The sequence below is a fragment of the Vibrio sp. Vb1026 genome (genome assembly GCF_033338745.1).
GTDB classification, from domain to species: Bacteria; Pseudomonadota; Gammaproteobacteria; order Enterobacterales; family Vibrionaceae; genus Vibrio; species Vibrio alginolyticus.
Map to the genome: position 1 here is coordinate 305,787 of NZ_JAWOTH010000003.1, position 15,719 is coordinate 321,505.

The following is a 15,719-nucleotide window of genomic DNA, read 5'->3' on the forward strand; positions in this document are numbered from 1 at the left end:
GTGCGGGCGTTGAACAAAAAATGACGTGGTATAAACGCGATAGTAAGAAAACGCCCACTAAACATAATGTTAAGCGGGCGTTGTTGTGTCATATCAAACTGAAATTATTTTTGAGTGGCAGCTTTCATTGCAGAAACGAATTCACCTAGTTTGTCGAGCATAATTTGTGGCTGCTCAACGTTCGCTTCAATGATTTTTACCACGGCTGAACCAGAAATTGCACCAGCGGCGCCAGATTCTAGTGCTCGTTTCACCTGTGCTGGCTCAGAGATACCAAAACCAAGTAGCGCTGGTGGTGCATCAAATTGGTTCAGTCTATCCAGCATATGACCTACAGGCATGTTTGCTTTGGTTTCTGCGCCAGTAACACCTGCACGAGAGAGTAGGTAAGTGTAGCCGCCACCTAACTCTGATACTTGCTTCAGTGTTTCATCACTTGCGGTTGGTGGTGCGATGAAGATTGGGTGAATACCAAACTTTTCTGCAGCAGCAACAAATTCGGCACTTTCATTAGTTGGCACATCTGCAATCAAAACAGAATCGATGCCTGCTTTTGCACAACGCTCATAGAAGTTCTCGATACCACGAGAGTAAACAAGGTTCGCGTACATCAGAAGGCCAATAGGTAGCTCTGGGTACTTAGCTCGGATCTTACCAATTTGTTCGAAGCAGATATCCGGTGTTGCGCCTGAATCTAGAGCACGAATGTTCGCACCTTGGATAGTCGGGCCATCCGCAAGAGGATCTGAAAATGGAATACCGAGTTCAAGGGCATCAGCACCAGACTCGACCAGTGTTTCCATGATTTTGTAAGACTGCTCGGCGTTTGGATCGCAAACCGTTACGAACGGTACAAATGCGCCTTGGTTCTTTTCGTTTAGGCGCGTAAACATCTTCTCATAACGGCTCATTAGATTGCTCCTTTTTCTTCTAAGATGGTGTGTACGGTGAAGATGTCTTTGTCACCACGACCTGATAGGTTAACGACTAATAATTGTTCTTTCTCTGGGTTCTCTCGAGCCATACGCAGTGCATGAGCCAGTGCGTGAGAAGATTCAAGAGCAGGGATGATGCCTTCATGGCGTGCAATCTCTTGGAATGCTTCTAGCGCTTCATCGTCTGTCACGTTGTCGTATTCAGCACGGCCAATTGCGTTTAGGTGTGCGTGTTGTGGGCCAACTGAAGGGAAATCAAGGCCAGCAGATACCGAGTAAGACTCTTCTACTTGACCGTTTGGATCTTGCATCAATGGCGCTTTCATACCGAAGAAGATGCCTGTTTTACCATGCTTAAGTGGTGCACCGTGCTGGTCAGTATCGATACCTTTACCTGCTGGCTCAACACCAATTAGGCGAACGCTTTCTTCTTCGATGAAGTCAGCAAACATGCCGATAGCGTTTGAACCACCGCCCACACATGCGATAACCGCATCAGGAAGACGACCTTCACGTGCCAAAATCTGATTCTTCGTTTCTTCACCAATCATGCGTTGGAAGTCACGCACGATGGTTGGGAATGGGTGAGGACCTGCCGCTGTACCTAATAGGTAGTGTGCATCTTCATAAGTTGCAGACCAGTCACGCAGCGCTTCGTTACATGCGTCTTTAAGTGTTGCTGAACCCGAGTGGACAGGAATAACTTCTGCGCCCATTAGCTTCATACGGAATACGTTCGGGCTTTGACGCTCAACGTCTTTTGCACCCATGTACACGCGACACTTAAGGCCAAGCAGTGCACATGCTAGTGCGGTTGCAACACCGTGTTGACCTGCGCCAGTTTCAGCGATGATTTCGTTTTTGCCCATGCGTTTCGCAAGTAGCGCTTGACCCAACACTTGGTTAGTCTTGTGGGCACCACCGTGAAGTAGGTCTTCACGTTTTAGGTACAGTTTGGTTTTCGTACCTTTGGTTAGGTTACGAGTTAGAGTCAAAGCCGTTGGACGGCCCGCATACTCTTGAAGAAGCGTCATGAATTCACTGCGGAATTCTGGATCTTCTTGCGCGTCGATAAACGCTTGCTCTAGTTGCTCCAGTGCTGGAACTAGAATTTGCGGAACGTACTGACCGCCGTATTCGCCAAAGTAGGCATTCAGTTTTGCCATCGTTATATTCCTTCTCGTATTTTTCGCTACGAATAGCTTTAAATTTTTTAGCTGATATCCAGCTTTAGTAGCTGCGAATGGCGGTGAAGGCCGCGAGCAACTTCTGTGAATCTTTTTTGCCTGGTGCGCTTTCTACACCAGAGTTTAAATCTAATCCCAAGCAACCTAGTGTCGCTGCTTGTTGAGCATTTTCTGGCGACAGTCCGCCCGCTAGCATAATTTGACTTGGGTCGCCGATCAGTGACCAGTCGAACACTTGACCAGTTCCGCCAGTTTGAGTGCCAACTTGCGCATCTAATAAATGGCGATCAATGTTTTCTGCAAGTAGTTCTGGCTTGGCATCAGTCACGCCGTAAGCTTTCCAAATTTCTACCGCTGCTGGCAGTTCGGCTTTGAGTTGGTTTACGTAAGCTTGGTCTTCTTGACCGTGCAGCTGCACTGCTTTTAAACCCAAAGAGGTCACGACAGAAGCAACAAAATCGATATCGTGATTTTGGAAAACGCCAACGTAATTCAGTGGAGCACCGCTCATGGTTAAGCGAGCACCTTCAAGGTCAACCGCACGCTTCGACTTCTCGACAAAAATCAGGCCACCAAATACTGCGCCAGATTGATACGCTTTTGCTGCGTCATCTGGATGCGTTAAGCCACACACTTTGTTTTCGCCTAACGTCACTTTACGTACTGCAAGTTCAAGGTTGTCTTCCGCCATCAGTGAACTACCAATCAAGAATCCGTCTGCGTATTCCGCTAACTCACGAACTTGTTGATGTGTATAAATGCCAGATTCTGAGATTACTGTTGCGTTAGGAGCCAGTTCACGAATGGTCGGTGCCAGTTCTTTAGTACGATTCAAATCAGTACTTAGGTCGCGAAGGTTACGGTTATTAATGCCGATAACGCGTGCGCCAAGCTTAACGGCACGATGAAGCTCTTCTTCGTTGCTGACTTCGGTCAGGATACCCATGTTCAGGCTGTGTGCTGCTTCCTCTAGCGCTTTGTACTCTTCGTCATTCAGGACAGAAAGCATCAGTAGCACGGCATCAGCACTGTAATGACGTGCTAGGTAAACTTGGTAGGTATCTACCATGAAGTCTTTGCACAGAACCGGTTGTTTGACTTGACCGCGCACTTGAGGAAGAAAGTCAAAGTTACCTTGGAAGTACTTCTCGTCTGTTAGGACTGAAATCGCATCTGCGTGGTTGTTGTAAACCGATGCGATGTAATCCAAGTCGAAATGATCACGAATCAAACCTTTAGAAGGAGATGCCTTCTTACATTCGGTGATGAATGCCGTCTTTTCGCCACTCAGAGCATCGTAGAAGCTGCGGTCCGATGGCAGCAAATCAGACTGAAATGTGCTTAGCGGTTGAGACACCTTACGGTCTGCGACCCACTGATATTTGTCGCGGACAATTTTCGCCAGTACTTCTGCCATTTCTGCTTCTTTCTTAGAAACGTGTTCAGACAGGTTGTCAGCTTGCTGAGTGTTGAAGTCAGTCATCTTCTTCAATTCCTTAAGCGTGTGCGGCAAGTTGTTGTACCAATTGGTACGCCTTGCCTGAATTCATTGCCTCAATCGCTTGTTGCGTGTTGGCTTTTAAATCTTCGAGGCCGAATAGACGCATTAGCAGGGCAACGTTCACCGCCACTGCGCCCAATTGTGCGTCTGTACCTTTACCCGTCAGAATATTGGTAATGATCGCTTTGTTTTCTTCAGGATCGCCACCTTTGATCGCTTCTAGCGGGTGCGCTTCTAGACCGAAGTCTGCAGGCGTTAGTTTGTATTCTGTGATCTTACCGTCTTTGATTTCCGCAACGGTTGTTTCACCGTGAATCGCCACTTCATCCAAACCACTGCCGTGTACTACAGCGGCGCGCTTCATACCCATTTGTAGCATGGTTTCTGCGATAGGACGAACCAGTTCTTCACTGTAAACGCCCATCAATTCGATGTTAGGACGAGCAGGGTTAATCAGTGGGCCAAGAATGTTAAAGATAGTGCGTGTTTTCATGGTTTGACGCACTGGCATCGCATGGCGCACACCACCGTGGTACTGAGGTGCAAATAGGAAAGCAACACCAATATCGTCTACCGCTTTGCGCGTATCTTCTGCGCTCATAGCTAGGTTGATACCAAATGAATCAAGAAGGTCAGACGAACCAGACTTGCTTGAAACGCTGCGGTTACCGTGTTTCGCTACTTTTAGCCCACATGCTGCAGCAACAAACGCCGCAGTGGTTGAAATGTTGATGGTGTTGTGACCGTCGCCACCAGTACCTACGATATCTGCGAAATCGTAATCTGGGCGAGGGAATGGGTTTGCGTTTGCCAGCAGTGCTTTCGCCGCGCCTGCAATTTCATCTGGTGTTTCGCCTTTGATTTTTAGTGCAGTCAGTGCTGACGCCATCAAAATTGGATCTAGTTCACCACGGATAATGATGTCGAATAGCTGTTGGCTTTCTTCCTGAGTAAGCGATTCTTGCTCGTACAGTTTGGTAATAATAGGGTTGATGATTGCTTCCATATTTCCTCTCCTAAATTTCTTATGTGCCAAGTGCTTTTTAAGCAGTGAGTGGGTTCGTTGAAGTTTGTTCTTCAAGTGCCCATTCAATGGCATTGGCCAACAGTGTCGCTCCGTAGGTCGTCATAATAGATTCCGGGTGGAACTGGAACCCGCAAACTTTATCTTCTTCATGTACAACAGACATTACCAAGTCATCCACTTCTGCTGTGATGGTTAGGCTCTCAGGAACCTTGGTCGCAACCAGCGAGTGGTAACGTGCAATTGCAAGTGGTGATGGTAGGTTTTGGTAAATCGCATGGTTTTGGTGCTCCATCATAGAGACCTTACCGTGAATGATTTCGCCTGCGCCAGCAACGGTGCCGCCGTATGCTTCAACAATCGCTTGGTGACCAAGACAAATGCCGATCATCGGCACTTTGCCCTTCATGCGTTGGATAAGCTCCGGCATTGAGCCTGCCTCTGACGGTGCGCCAGGACCTGGCGATAGCAGAACCACCGGGTTTTCAAGCTCGTTTATCGCTTGTTCAATGGTTTCTGCTGGAATGTTGTTTCGGTAAATCTTGACTGAGTGACCTAGCGAGCGGAATTGATCCACAAGGTTGTAGGTGAACGAGTCAAAGTTGTCGATAAAAATGATATTAGCCATCTCTGAACCCTATTCCTTATTGTGACTTATGCGCTGCTTGGATAGCAGAGATTACCGCTTGTGCTTTGCCGCGCGTTTCGTCTGCTTCCGCTTGCGGATCAGAGTCGAACACCACGCCTGCACCAGCTTGAACTTGAGCAATGCCGTTTTCTACGTAAGCTGAGCGAATGACGATACACGTGTCGAGTGTGCCTTCACCAGTTAGGTAACCAACCGCACCGCCGTAGCTACCGCGACGTGCGCCTTCCACATCGCGAATCAACTGCATTGCGCGAATCTTTGGTGCACCAGTGAGCGTGCCCATGTTCATACAAGCTTGGTATGCGTGCAGTGCGTCTAGGTCTTCACGCAGTTGACCAACCACGCGTGATACCAAGTGCATCACGTGGCTGTAACGGTCGACTTTTAGAAGGTCTGCTACGTGGCGAGTGCCAGCTTGAGCAATACGAGCGACGTCGTTACGTGCCAAGTCAACCAACATCATGTGTTCTGCGTTTTCTTTCATGTCGGTGCGTAGTTCAAGTTCGATGCGGCTATCTAGGTCGAAATCGATCTCTCCATTCGGGCGCTTACCGCGGCGACGTGTGCCTGCAATTGGGTAGATTTCAATTTGGTTGGTATCGGTTTCATACTTAAGCGCGCTTTCAGGTGATGCGCCAAACAGAGTGAACAGCTCATCTTGCATGTAGAACATGTAAGGGCTTGGGTTACTTTGTTTCAGTTCTTTGTAAGCCGCCAGTGGAGAAGGACAAGGTAGAGTGAATCTACGAGACGGTACAACTTGGAATACATCGCCTTTCACTACGAACTCTTTTAAGTCGCGAACGGTTTGGCAGAAGTCTGCATCAGACACGCTAGGTTCTACCGTTACATCTGTTATTTGCTCTGCACTCGGCAACAGTTTTGGCGCTGCACACTGGGCGCTAATTTCTGCAATACGAGTCTCTAACGCTGTTTTCTCTGAACCATCAACAAACAACGTCGCTTGAAGCTGGCAAGATTCCGTTTGATGGTCGACAACAAGTAGTGTTTCCGCGACGTAGAAAACGTAATCTGGACACTGATTTGTTGCTTCGGCATTACCAAGCGGCTCAAAGTTTGCGACTAAGTCGTAGGCAAACAGACCACCAAGGAAAATTGCGTGTTTGTCTTGCTGTGAAATATCAAAACTATGCTGAACCAAACGCAGCGCATCGAAAGAAGAGGCTTCACGTAGGCGAGAGTCTTCATCTAACGTGTCGCATGGCTGGTTAAACTCCAAAGTTAGCGTTTCGCCATCGAACTTGCTCTCAACGTCACCACGGATGTTCTGGTTTAGGTGAGACAGTAGGTTTTTACCGTTATTGGTCAAGGCGTGCATGCTAACGGTATGGCCGAAGCAAACAATGCGAACCGCTGAATCTACGATCAGCAGGGATTTTAAATTTTGCTTTGAATCGATCTCAGCAGATTCCAGCAATAGGCTGTCAGTTTTGTTCTCACATAGTGTGTGGAACAAGCGAGTCGGGTCTTGAGTATAAGGGACGGAAGCCGTTAGCACTTCAAGCTGTCCAAGTTTCTTAATTTCAATGGCCTTGTTCACAAGACCTCCTTGTAGCTGTTTAAATCTTCCTGCCGTACATAGTCGCATAAAGCAAACGTTCTCCCAATCTAGAGTTGGCTATATTCGATTAATGTTTAGGCAGTTGAATGTGAAATGATCAACAAAACAAAAAAGCCCGCTTAAGTAGCGGGCTTTACAACGTTTGGTTCTATAAACTAGAAGTATACGTTTGCCCACCAAGAACTAGTCCAAGTGCGCCACCAAGCAAGATCTGATGAGTTTGCCTTATTAAGACAAACCGCAACTTTCGCTTTTTGGTTTTGGTTAAATTCTTGTAACATGGTGAACCTTAAATTACGTACTTTGTATTTATGTACTAGTTAACTAGTGCGAGAGTAAAAAGTCAACCCCAAAACGGCATTAAAACGATAAAAATATGAGAATTGATTTACATAGTCACACCACTGCATCGGACGGTCGGTTAGAACCTAAAGATTTAGTGGAAAGGGCGCTGAGTTTTGATATCGAGGTTTTGGCGATCACTGATCACGATACGGTTGACGGTTTGGCGTTAGCTAAGCAATACGTTCAAGATAATAATTTGCCGATAAAAATCATCAATGGCATTGAGATATCGACCGTCTGGCAAAACAAAGACATTCATATTGTCGGCCTGAATATTGATCCGGAAAATGAACAATTATCTGCCCTCATAGAACAGCAGAAGCAGCATCGCATAACACGATCTGAGTTAATTGCAGAGCGACTACAAAAAGCAACTCGAGTAGGTGTGCTTGAAGAGGTAAGGCAAATCGCCGGTGATGCTCCAGTGACAAGAGCGCATTTCGCGAAATGGTTGGTAGATAATGGTTACGCAAAAACCATGCAAATGGTGTTTAAAAAATACCTAACGCGTAATAACCCAGGTTATGTACCACCGAATTGGTGTTCGATGAAGGATGCGGTTGATGCTATCCATGCGGCTGGTGGAATGGCGGTATTAGCGCATCCTGGCAGATATAAGTTGACAGCGAAGTGGATTAAGCGTCTTCTAGCAGCGTTTGTCGAAGCAGGTGGTGATGCGATGGAAGTTGCACAGCCACAGCAAGCACAACAAGAAAGGCGCAACTTGGCTGATTATGCTATACAATACAAACTATTAGCCTCTCAAGGCAGTGATTTTCACTACCCATCACCGTGGATGGAGCTAGGAAGGAACCTATGGTTGCCTGCTGGCGTCGAACCAGTTTGGAAAGATTGGGGAATAGATCCTTCGTTGAATAATACTCAGTAATACGAAGTCGAGAACCCATAAAAATATAGAGCCGAGAGGCTCGATAATGAGGAATTACAATGAGCCAGTTTTTTTACGTTCACCCAGAAAACCCACAGGCTCGCTTGATTAATCAAGCAGTAGCAATCATTCGTAACGGCGGCGTTGTGGTTTACCCTACTGATTCAGGGTACGCACTTGGCTGTCAGTTGGAGAACAAACAGGCACTGGAACGAATCTGTCAGATTCGTCGTCTGGATGATAAGCATAACTTTACTTTACTGTGTCGTGATTTGTCGGAGCTTTCTCTCTATGCGCGAGTGGATAACTCTGCATTCCGACTGCTGAAAAATAACACACCAGGTCCTTACACCTTCATCTTCAAAGGCACAAAAGAAGTGCCGCGTCGTTTGATGAATGCAAAACGTAAGACCATCGGTATCCGTGTTCCAGACAATCAAATTGCCTTGGACTTGTTGGAAGCATTAGGTGAGCCGATGATGTCTACGTCGTTGATTCTACCTGGCAGTGACGTAACAGAATCTGATCCAGAGGATATTCGCGATAAACTAGAACATGCGGTTGATGTGATTCTTAATGGCGGTTACCTAGGTGAACAACCTACGACTGTAATTGACTTTAGCGAAGGTGAACCTGTTGTAGTTCGTTTGGGATCAGGTGACCCTGCACCATTCGAATAGTAGACGCACACCACCGTCAAACAAAATAGGAGGCATCGCGCCTCCTATTTTAGTTGTCATATCGAATATCTCATTGAACTTAACTGATTGAGGTTAAGCGAAATCGAAAATGTCGATACCATTTTGTTCTGCATAGTTGATGTATGCAGAGCTCACACCGTTTAGTGTCACTTCAACATTGTATTCATCACTTGAGAATACTGCCCAGCCACATTCATTGTAAGATAAGGTCAGATCATCCGCTGAATCCAAGAACGTATCTCGAATGCCATCGTTATCAGTGTCTCGGCCCATATCAAAGACAAGTTTGTCATGGAAAATATTAAAATCGACAATGTCGGCTTTAACATCAATATCGTTGGAAGACACTGGCTGATCAGGTACACCAATAGCCAGGCGGTTTGTAAGCACGAAGGTGTCGTCTCCACAGCCACCGCTCAGTACCGATTCACCATCACCAACAACGAGCGTGTCGTTACCCCAGCCACCACTCAAGTAGTTGTTGCCTGAATAATCAAAAATTGTGTCGTCGCCGCAGCCACCAAAGAGTTTGTCGTTTCCTAATCCGCCGGATAGGAAATCGTTTCCAAAGCCGCCAGAAACAAAGTCGTTACCTCGGCCACCAAGCAAGGTATCATCTCCCCAGCCACCGAAGACAATATCATTACCTCCGTATCCTACAAACTTATCATCACCACAGAAGCCGAAGAAGATATCGGTTGTTTCAGAGCCTTTTGTGCCTGTCATATCGTCATCTTGAGATGTCCCAAAAATCCAATTTAGGTCGAGATTTAGCATAGACATTGTTCTATTCCTTTTTGTCTGATTTATGCCAATCGCCGAGAGTGCAGAGCGAACCTAGTGAGTCAGAGTACACGATAGCATTAGTGTTATTTTTGATGTGAACTAATGACTTAAAGACAATTTTTGTCTTGTTACCCACGACCTTGCTTTGCTATGAGCGCTCATTGTCTGCGGTGATTGGTATTACTTAGCAGCAAACAGGGGCGGCTTATTCTTCGTTGCTTTCTAGCAATACGAACAGTAAACACACCCCAAGTGGTTATTGTTGTAACCCTGACAATTTTATCAGGTACCGCGTGGTTAAAGTGGTTCAGGAAGACCGATATTAGTGGGATTCTCGTTGAGCAATGCCTGCATTAAGTAGTAAAAAAGTTGCAGAATAGGACAAATATTTCGGTCATTTTTGAAGTGAATTTTGGTGTGGAGAATGGCGCCGATTTAGCTTACATTAACTAAGAAAGTTACGTATAATGTCCGACCGAAAAATCCCACTGAAATGGGTAAATAGCAAAATGCAGACCAATCCTGGTCTAGACGTCTGTGAAGACGACACATAGGTAGATAAATGAGCGAAAAGTTACAAAAAGTATTAGCACGTGCTGGTCACGGTTCTCGTCGTGAGATTGAATCGTTAATTAAATCTGGTCGCGTTAGCGTGAACGGTGTAGTCGCTAAGCTTGGTGAAAGACTTGAAGACGAGAGCAGCGTAGTTCGTATCGATGGTCACATTGTCTCTGCAAAGATTCAAGAAGAAGTGATTTGTCGTGTACTTGCGTACTACAAACCTGAGGGTGAACTGTGTACTCGTCACGATCCAGAAGGTCGTCGTACTGTTTTTGATCGTCTGCCAAAAATTCGTGGCTCTCGTTGGATTTCAGTTGGTCGTCTGGATGCGAACACTTCTGGTCTTCTACTTTTCACAACGGATGGTGAACTGGCGAACCGCTTAATGCACCCAAGCCGCCAAGTTGAACGTGAATACCTAGTACGTGTGTTCGGTGAAGTAACTGAACAGAAAGTTCGTAATCTAGTAAAAGGTGTTGAACTGGAAGACGGTTTAGCTCGCTTTGAAGATGTTGTTTACGCGGGTGGTGAAGGCATGAACCACACGTTTTACGTTGTTATCAACGAAGGTCGTAACCGCGAAGTTCGTCGACTATGGGAATCGCAAGAGTGTACCGTTAGCCGTCTGAAACGTGTTCGTTACGGCGACATCTTCTTAGACAAGAAACTGCCTCGTGGCGGTTGGATGGAGCTTGACCTGAAAGAAGTAAACTACTTGCGTGAGCTTGTAGAGCTTCGTCCAGAGAAAGAAACCATGCTTGATCTGAACAAAGACAACACGTCACGCAAACGTGAGCGTGCACGCAGCCAAAAAATTCGTCGCGCAGTTAAGCGCCATGAAGAGCGTGTTAACACACCAAAAGGTCGCAGCAACAACCCTTCTCGTCGTAAGCCGAAGAAGACTGCTGGTGACCAAGGCGCACGCAACAAGCATCGTTAATCGATAGCAAAACATCAGAAAGGCTTGCCAATTCGGCAAGCCTTTTTCTTATCTGTTACATAACAAAAGGATCTAAAGCCGATATAGAGCAGGGTGTTTTGGATAAACAAATATCTCAGCTAAACAAAAACAGCAGATAAAAAAATACCAGCACTAGGCTGGTATCTTTGTTCATGATGAAGAAACGTTAATCGCGTTTCCAAAGCATATGGCAGAACTTATGTTCAGGGTCTCGGCTGATTAGCATACGAGCAAATACGTCATCAAGAACGTCATTTTCCTCATTTACTAGGCCGATACGAACCTCTGCATATACTTCTTTGTCGATCTCGAAGCCAACATGTTCAACCCAGTCATCACCGGTTTCAACAAGTTCTGCGGCACCACGATCTTCAAATTGCGCAGTAAACAGAATCACGTCAGCAGGCTCTAGGTTATCTGGAGCCATCTCAAGGAAAATGTCGTACGCTGCGTCGATGACGTCGTCGTAAGAAATCAAATCAGACATGCTTATGCTCGGCTCATGTATTTACGTTCAGCTGTGTTAATGATAACACGGTCACCAGTTGCAATGTACTCAGGAACCTGGATGACAAGACCTGAAGCGAAGCGTGCTGGTTTAGTACGAGCAGATGCAGAAGCACCTTTGATTGAAGGGTCAGTTTCTTCAATCACTAGCTCAACAGAAGATGGTAGTTCAATACCCACTGCAGCACCGTTAACAAGGATAATGTGGATACCTTGTGTATCTTCGTTGATGAACAGCATGTCGTCTTCAACTTCATTGTGCTTGAATGTGTATTGTGAGTAGTCTTCGTTATCCATGAAGATGTGCTCATCTCCGTCAGCGTATGAGTACACAACTGCACGTTTGTTCATTTCTACCGTTTCAACAACGTCATCAGACTTGTAACGCTCATCTACACGTGCGCCCGTGTTTAGATCTGTACAACGCATTTTGTAGATTTTAGCGCCGCCACGACCGCCAGGAGTCGTTACTTCGATGTCTTTAACTAGAAGAGTTTTACCATTAGACTCGATTGCGAAGCCTTTTTTGATTTCACTTGCCTTTGGCATTGTATATTCCTATTCATACTTATTAAGCAAAACTCGGTGATTATAGCGCTAAGTTAGCCGCCTAGCATTAAAATTCATTGCAGAAATTTGTTGTTACTCCCATGACTAAACACCTGAATGGACTTGATTCAGTGAGTCGGCTAAGAGAACATATAGTCCAACTTCTTGAACCATCTGAGAACACGTTTTAAGTCATGTCTCTGCCTGTTATCGATCCTAAACAACCATTTCAACCAGAGTTTGCGCCTTTAATTAGGGAAGTCACCGCTTGTCTCAAAGGTGGACTGGGGCAAAACTTACACAGCGTTTATGTATACGGTAGTGTTGCTCGCAAAACAGCGATCGTTGGGAAGTCGAACTTAGACTTGGTTGTCGTTACTCAATCATCCTTTGAGCACAATCGCGCGACTTTGCTCAACACAATTAAGTGGCGTGCGCAGCAGAGTTACCCTCACGTTAATGGTGTATCGGTCCGTACAGCCTTAGTGAGCGAAGTGGCTAATTTAGATAGTATTTTTACTTGGGGCTTTATGCTTAAGCATTGCTGTGTCTGTGTTTATGGTGATGATCTAGCAGACTGCTTCGGTGATTACGTCCCAAGTTGGGAAATTGCTAAGCACTGGAATATGGATGTGGAAGATTGGATTACGGTGTATCGCAAAAAAATCGTACAAGCGAAGACGATAGAAGAGCAGGTGGCCGCCCAGCGCGTGATTGCAAAAAAGTTACTAAGAGCGTCATACTCTTTGGTGATGTATCGAGATAAACGTTGGTTTGATGACCCTATACAATGTGGCAAGGTATTCTTAACTTATCATCCTGAAAAGCAGCTTGAGATCGAGCGGCTAGAAATTTTACTTTCTGGCCGGGGTATTCCCAAGCGTTCTGTTATCGGGCTAATTGATGCGTTTGGTGATTGGTTAGTCAAACAGTACCAGAAAACAGAGTTTCGTATCGGCTAAAACAACCCCATTTGTGGCGCTGAAAGCCTGTCAAAGTCCGTCCCAATGAAAGGGAGAATCGCATCCGCAACGGGTTTGAGTTGTTTATCAATGTAATGTTGATAATCAATCGGGCTATTGAGGTACTCATAAGGTTCAGGGCCGTTCACGGTAATAATGTATTCAATTCGCCCTTTGTTTTGATACTGTAATGGGCGGCCAAGCTTGGCATTTATCTCATCGGCTAAACGAGCTGCACGCACTTGTGGCGGGACGTTCTTCTTATACTCATGCAGTTTTCTTCGCAGTCGCTTTTGATACACCAACTGTTCATCAAATTCACCGTTGTTAGTTTTCTCAACCATCTCTCGGACATAGTCGCTTGGATCTTCACCATGGAAAATCATGCTATAGAGTGTATTTTGAAATTTCTGTGCTAACGAGGTCCAGTCAGTACGGGCACTTTCTAACCCTTTAAATACAATCCGTTCTTGCTCTCCTTCACCGATTAAACCCGCATAGCGCTTTTTCGAGCCAGTTTCCGCGCCACGAATCGTTGGCATAAGGAATCTGCGATAATGGGTTTCATACTCGATTTCCAACATAGATGTTAGGTTGTACTCAGAACGCAGGTGTTTTTGCCACCAAGAGTTGATGTAATCAACTAATTGATTTCCAACAGCGTCAGCTTCTACTTGACTGTATGGTCGATTCAACGACACGAATGTGGAATCCGTATCGCCGTAAATCACTTGATATCCTTGCTCCTCAATCAGCACCTTAGTTTGCTTCATGATTTCATGTCCGCGCATGGTAATACTAGAAGCTAACCGAGTATCAAAGAAACGACATCCCGATGAGCCCAGTACGCCATAAAAGGAGTTCATGATGATTTTGATTGCCTGAGAAAAAGCTTTTTCATTGTTCTTCTTTGCAACATCACGTGCTGCCCAAAGCTTTTCAATCATTTCTGGTAAAAAGTGTTTCGTACGATGGAACTGCCCACCGCGAAAGCCAGGTACAGCCTGATTTTCTTCTTTTCCAATATCGAGCAATAACCCCTCAACTAAACCCATAGGATCAATCAAGAAAGAGCGAATAATCGATGGATATAGACTCTTAAAATCCAATACTAAAACAGAATCATATAGGTTAGGGATGGAGTCCATCACGTAACCTCCGGGGCTGGCAATCCAATTTTCAGGGTGTAGGTTCGGAGCAACGTAGCCTGCTCGGTGTATCTGAGGCATGTATAGGTTTGTGAATGCTGCAACCGAACCGCCGACACGATCCAGTTCGACACCAGTGAGACGAGAGCGCTCTATTGCAAAGTCTAGCAGGTGAGTGTGATTGAAAATCTTATTCACTAACACGCAGTCTTGTAAATTATATTTAGCCAGCGATGGTTTGTCGGAGCGGTACATACGATTGATCTCATCCATGCGGTCATGAACGTTGTGGATTTCTTTCCCTTCCCCTAAGAGTTCTTGAGATACAGACTCTAATGACCAAGACCGAAAGTGATAAGTCGCCGTTTTTAACGTATCGATACCGTCCATTACAACTCGCCCTGGAATGGAAATAAACCCTTGTTGGCTTTGAGATGAACTTCTGAAAAAGCTGGCTTGGTCTGCTCTACCAAGCATTAGCTTCATGTTGTGCCATTCTGCTCGTTTGTGTAGCAGACGAAAGTCAAAATCAATGACGTTCCAACCGACAATGACATCGGGGTCGAATTGTTTAAACCAAACGATGAGTGCTTCTAGAAGCGCTTTTTCATCCTTAACCCATTGTATCGGTGTCTCCGAAGGTTCTGGTTCTCCGATCATTATAACGCGGGAATCCATGACGCTGTCTAATCCGATTGAGTAAAGAATGCCTTTCTCAGAGCATTCTAGATCTAACGAGACAACGTTTAACTTCGGCTCATATTGCCCCGCACGGCATTTTGCGCTCTGGACGTGTTGGTAGCCATTGGTGCGAGTCACATTGCCTGTAAACTCGATACTGCCTTTGATAAAACGTTCCATTAGGTAGCGATCGGCGAGGCGAATATCACTTTCATACGTAGTGATATCTTTTTGAGCGAATGTGTCTTTGAGTGCGAGAGTGTCTCTGGTTACATTGGTATAGCAGGCAGCAAGAGGCGTATGTTCAAACGTTTTGAGATCCAAAAGGCGGATGTCGACGAATATGTTTTTTTCTCGTGCGAGTGTCTTTGCTTGCTCTGAGTGTTTCTGAGCGATGAAAAATACTGGCTTCTCACCATTAATAAGTAACTGAGTAGGGCCTGCTTCTGTCGAAAGCCACAGCTCGATTTGAGTTTGACCTTTGATGTCTCGTGCATGTCGAGTTAGCAGGAAGCCTTGTTGAATATTCAAATGTGAGAAACCTTAGAAAACTTGAAGAACGTTAGTTTAACACTAAGAACTGTAAAAATAACCAGTAAAGAAAGCGTCTCAAATTTTTGCTGGAATTAGTGATTACAAGTTAGTCTTTGGTGCAAGAGGGACAGTGTCATTTTAAGTTATAGCGTGTTTCTCTGGGCAATATGAAACCTAGTTACTTGATTTATTGTACTTAATGTTGTTAATTGTCTTT

15 protein-coding genes and 1 other annotated feature are annotated in these 15,719 nt (G+C 45.5%); of the genes, 4 read left to right on the plus strand and 11 right to left on the minus strand.

Annotation, left to right across the window (positions count from 1 at the left end; genetic code table 11):
* Positions 1-104: 104 nt before the first annotated feature.
* From trpA to R7E47_RS07935, 7 genes are all read right to left on the minus strand, one after another.
* Positions 105-911 carry a tryptophan synthase subunit alpha gene (trpA, locus tag R7E47_RS07905; protein ID WP_318084029.1) on the minus strand — a complete coding sequence of 269 codons (807 nt, stop codon included), beginning with the start codon at positions 909-911 and terminating at the stop codon, positions 105-107.
* On the minus strand, positions 911-2,101 hold the full coding sequence (gene trpB / locus R7E47_RS07910; RefSeq protein WP_151514973.1) for a tryptophan synthase subunit beta: 1,191 nt from the start codon (positions 2,099-2,101) through the stop codon (positions 911-913). Before trpB ends, trpA begins: the two co-directional genes overlap by 1 nt.
* Positions 2,102-2,165: 64 nt before the next feature.
* Entirely contained in the window at positions 2,166-3,605 is a 1,440-nt protein-coding gene (gene trpCF / locus R7E47_RS07915) for a bifunctional indole-3-glycerol-phosphate synthase TrpC/phosphoribosylanthranilate isomerase TrpF (RefSeq protein WP_318084031.1), read from the minus strand.
* Positions 3,606-3,618: 13 nt separating this feature from the next.
* Positions 3,619-4,629: an anthranilate phosphoribosyltransferase gene (gene trpD, locus R7E47_RS07920; protein WP_226083572.1), complete on the minus strand. Its 1,011-nt coding sequence runs from the start codon at positions 4,627-4,629 to the stop codon at positions 3,619-3,621.
* Positions 4,630-4,666: 37 nt separating this feature from the next.
* Positions 4,667-5,275, minus strand: a complete 609-nt coding sequence (locus R7E47_RS07925) for an aminodeoxychorismate/anthranilate synthase component II (protein ID WP_226083571.1) — start codon at positions 5,273-5,275, stop codon at positions 4,667-4,669.
* 16 nt (positions 5,276-5,291) lie between these two features.
* Positions 5,292-6,857: an anthranilate synthase component 1 gene (locus R7E47_RS07930; RefSeq protein ID WP_025767265.1), complete on the minus strand. Its 1,566-nt coding sequence runs from the start codon at positions 6,855-6,857 to the stop codon at positions 5,292-5,294.
* A gap of 126 nt (positions 6,858-6,983) precedes the next feature.
* Positions 6,984-7,087: a sequence feature (Trp leader region), on the minus strand.
* Positions 7,034-7,159, minus strand: coding sequence for a trp operon leader peptide (locus tag R7E47_RS07935; protein WP_005376787.1), 126 nt, complete (start codon positions 7,157-7,159; stop codon positions 7,034-7,036). It overlaps the preceding feature by 54 nt.
* Before the next feature lie 95 nt (positions 7,160-7,254).
* Here R7E47_RS07935 and rnm point away from each other — a divergent pair, with 95 nt between their 5' ends.
* Together rnm and R7E47_RS07945 are read left to right on the plus strand one after the other, a co-directional pair.
* Entirely contained in the window at positions 7,255-8,112 is an 858-nt protein-coding gene (gene rnm, locus R7E47_RS07940; protein ID WP_005386777.1) for an RNase RNM, read from the plus strand.
* A gap of 59 nt (positions 8,113-8,171) precedes the next feature.
* Positions 8,172-8,792, plus strand: coding sequence for an L-threonylcarbamoyladenylate synthase (locus tag R7E47_RS07945; RefSeq protein WP_005376791.1), 621 nt, complete (start codon positions 8,172-8,174; stop codon positions 8,790-8,792).
* Positions 8,793-8,885: 93 nt separating this feature from the next.
* On the opposite strand, the gene R7E47_RS07950 is transcribed toward R7E47_RS07945, so the two are convergent.
* On the minus strand, positions 8,886-9,596 hold the full coding sequence (locus tag R7E47_RS07950; RefSeq protein WP_005376796.1) for a calcium-binding protein: 711 nt from the start codon (positions 9,594-9,596) through the stop codon (positions 8,886-8,888).
* Positions 9,597-10,161: 565 nt separating this feature from the next.
* On the opposite strand from R7E47_RS07950, the gene rluB reads away from it, so the two are divergent.
* Positions 10,162-11,100, plus strand: a complete 939-nt coding sequence (gene rluB / locus R7E47_RS07955; RefSeq protein WP_005376798.1) for a 23S rRNA pseudouridine(2605) synthase RluB — start codon at positions 10,162-10,164, stop codon at positions 11,098-11,100.
* Between the two features lie 187 nt (positions 11,101-11,287).
* Here the strand turns inward: rluB and R7E47_RS07960 are convergent, their stop codons facing one another.
* A complete protein-coding gene (locus R7E47_RS07960; RefSeq protein ID WP_005376800.1) occupies positions 11,288-11,608 on the minus strand; it encodes an HI1450 family dsDNA-mimic protein in 321 nt (106 codons plus the stop codon).
* Positions 11,609-11,610: 2 nt separating this feature from the next.
* Complete coding sequence (yeiP, locus tag R7E47_RS07965; protein ID WP_005376801.1) at positions 11,611-12,177, minus strand: elongation factor P-like protein YeiP; 567 nt, start codon at positions 12,175-12,177, stop codon at positions 11,611-11,613.
* A 194-nt stretch (positions 12,178-12,371) separates the two neighbouring features.
* Between yeiP and R7E47_RS07970 the strand changes: the two genes are divergently transcribed.
* Entirely contained in the window at positions 12,372-13,139 is a 768-nt protein-coding gene (locus R7E47_RS07970; RefSeq protein WP_017635724.1) for an elongation factor P, read from the plus strand.
* Here the strand turns inward: R7E47_RS07970 and R7E47_RS07975 are convergent.
* Positions 13,136-15,499, minus strand: a complete 2,364-nt coding sequence (locus tag R7E47_RS07975; RefSeq protein WP_318084033.1) for a DNA polymerase II — start codon at positions 15,497-15,499, stop codon at positions 13,136-13,138. The two genes, R7E47_RS07970 and R7E47_RS07975, sit on opposite strands and share 4 nt — an antisense overlap.
* Positions 15,500-15,719 lie beyond the last annotated feature (220 nt).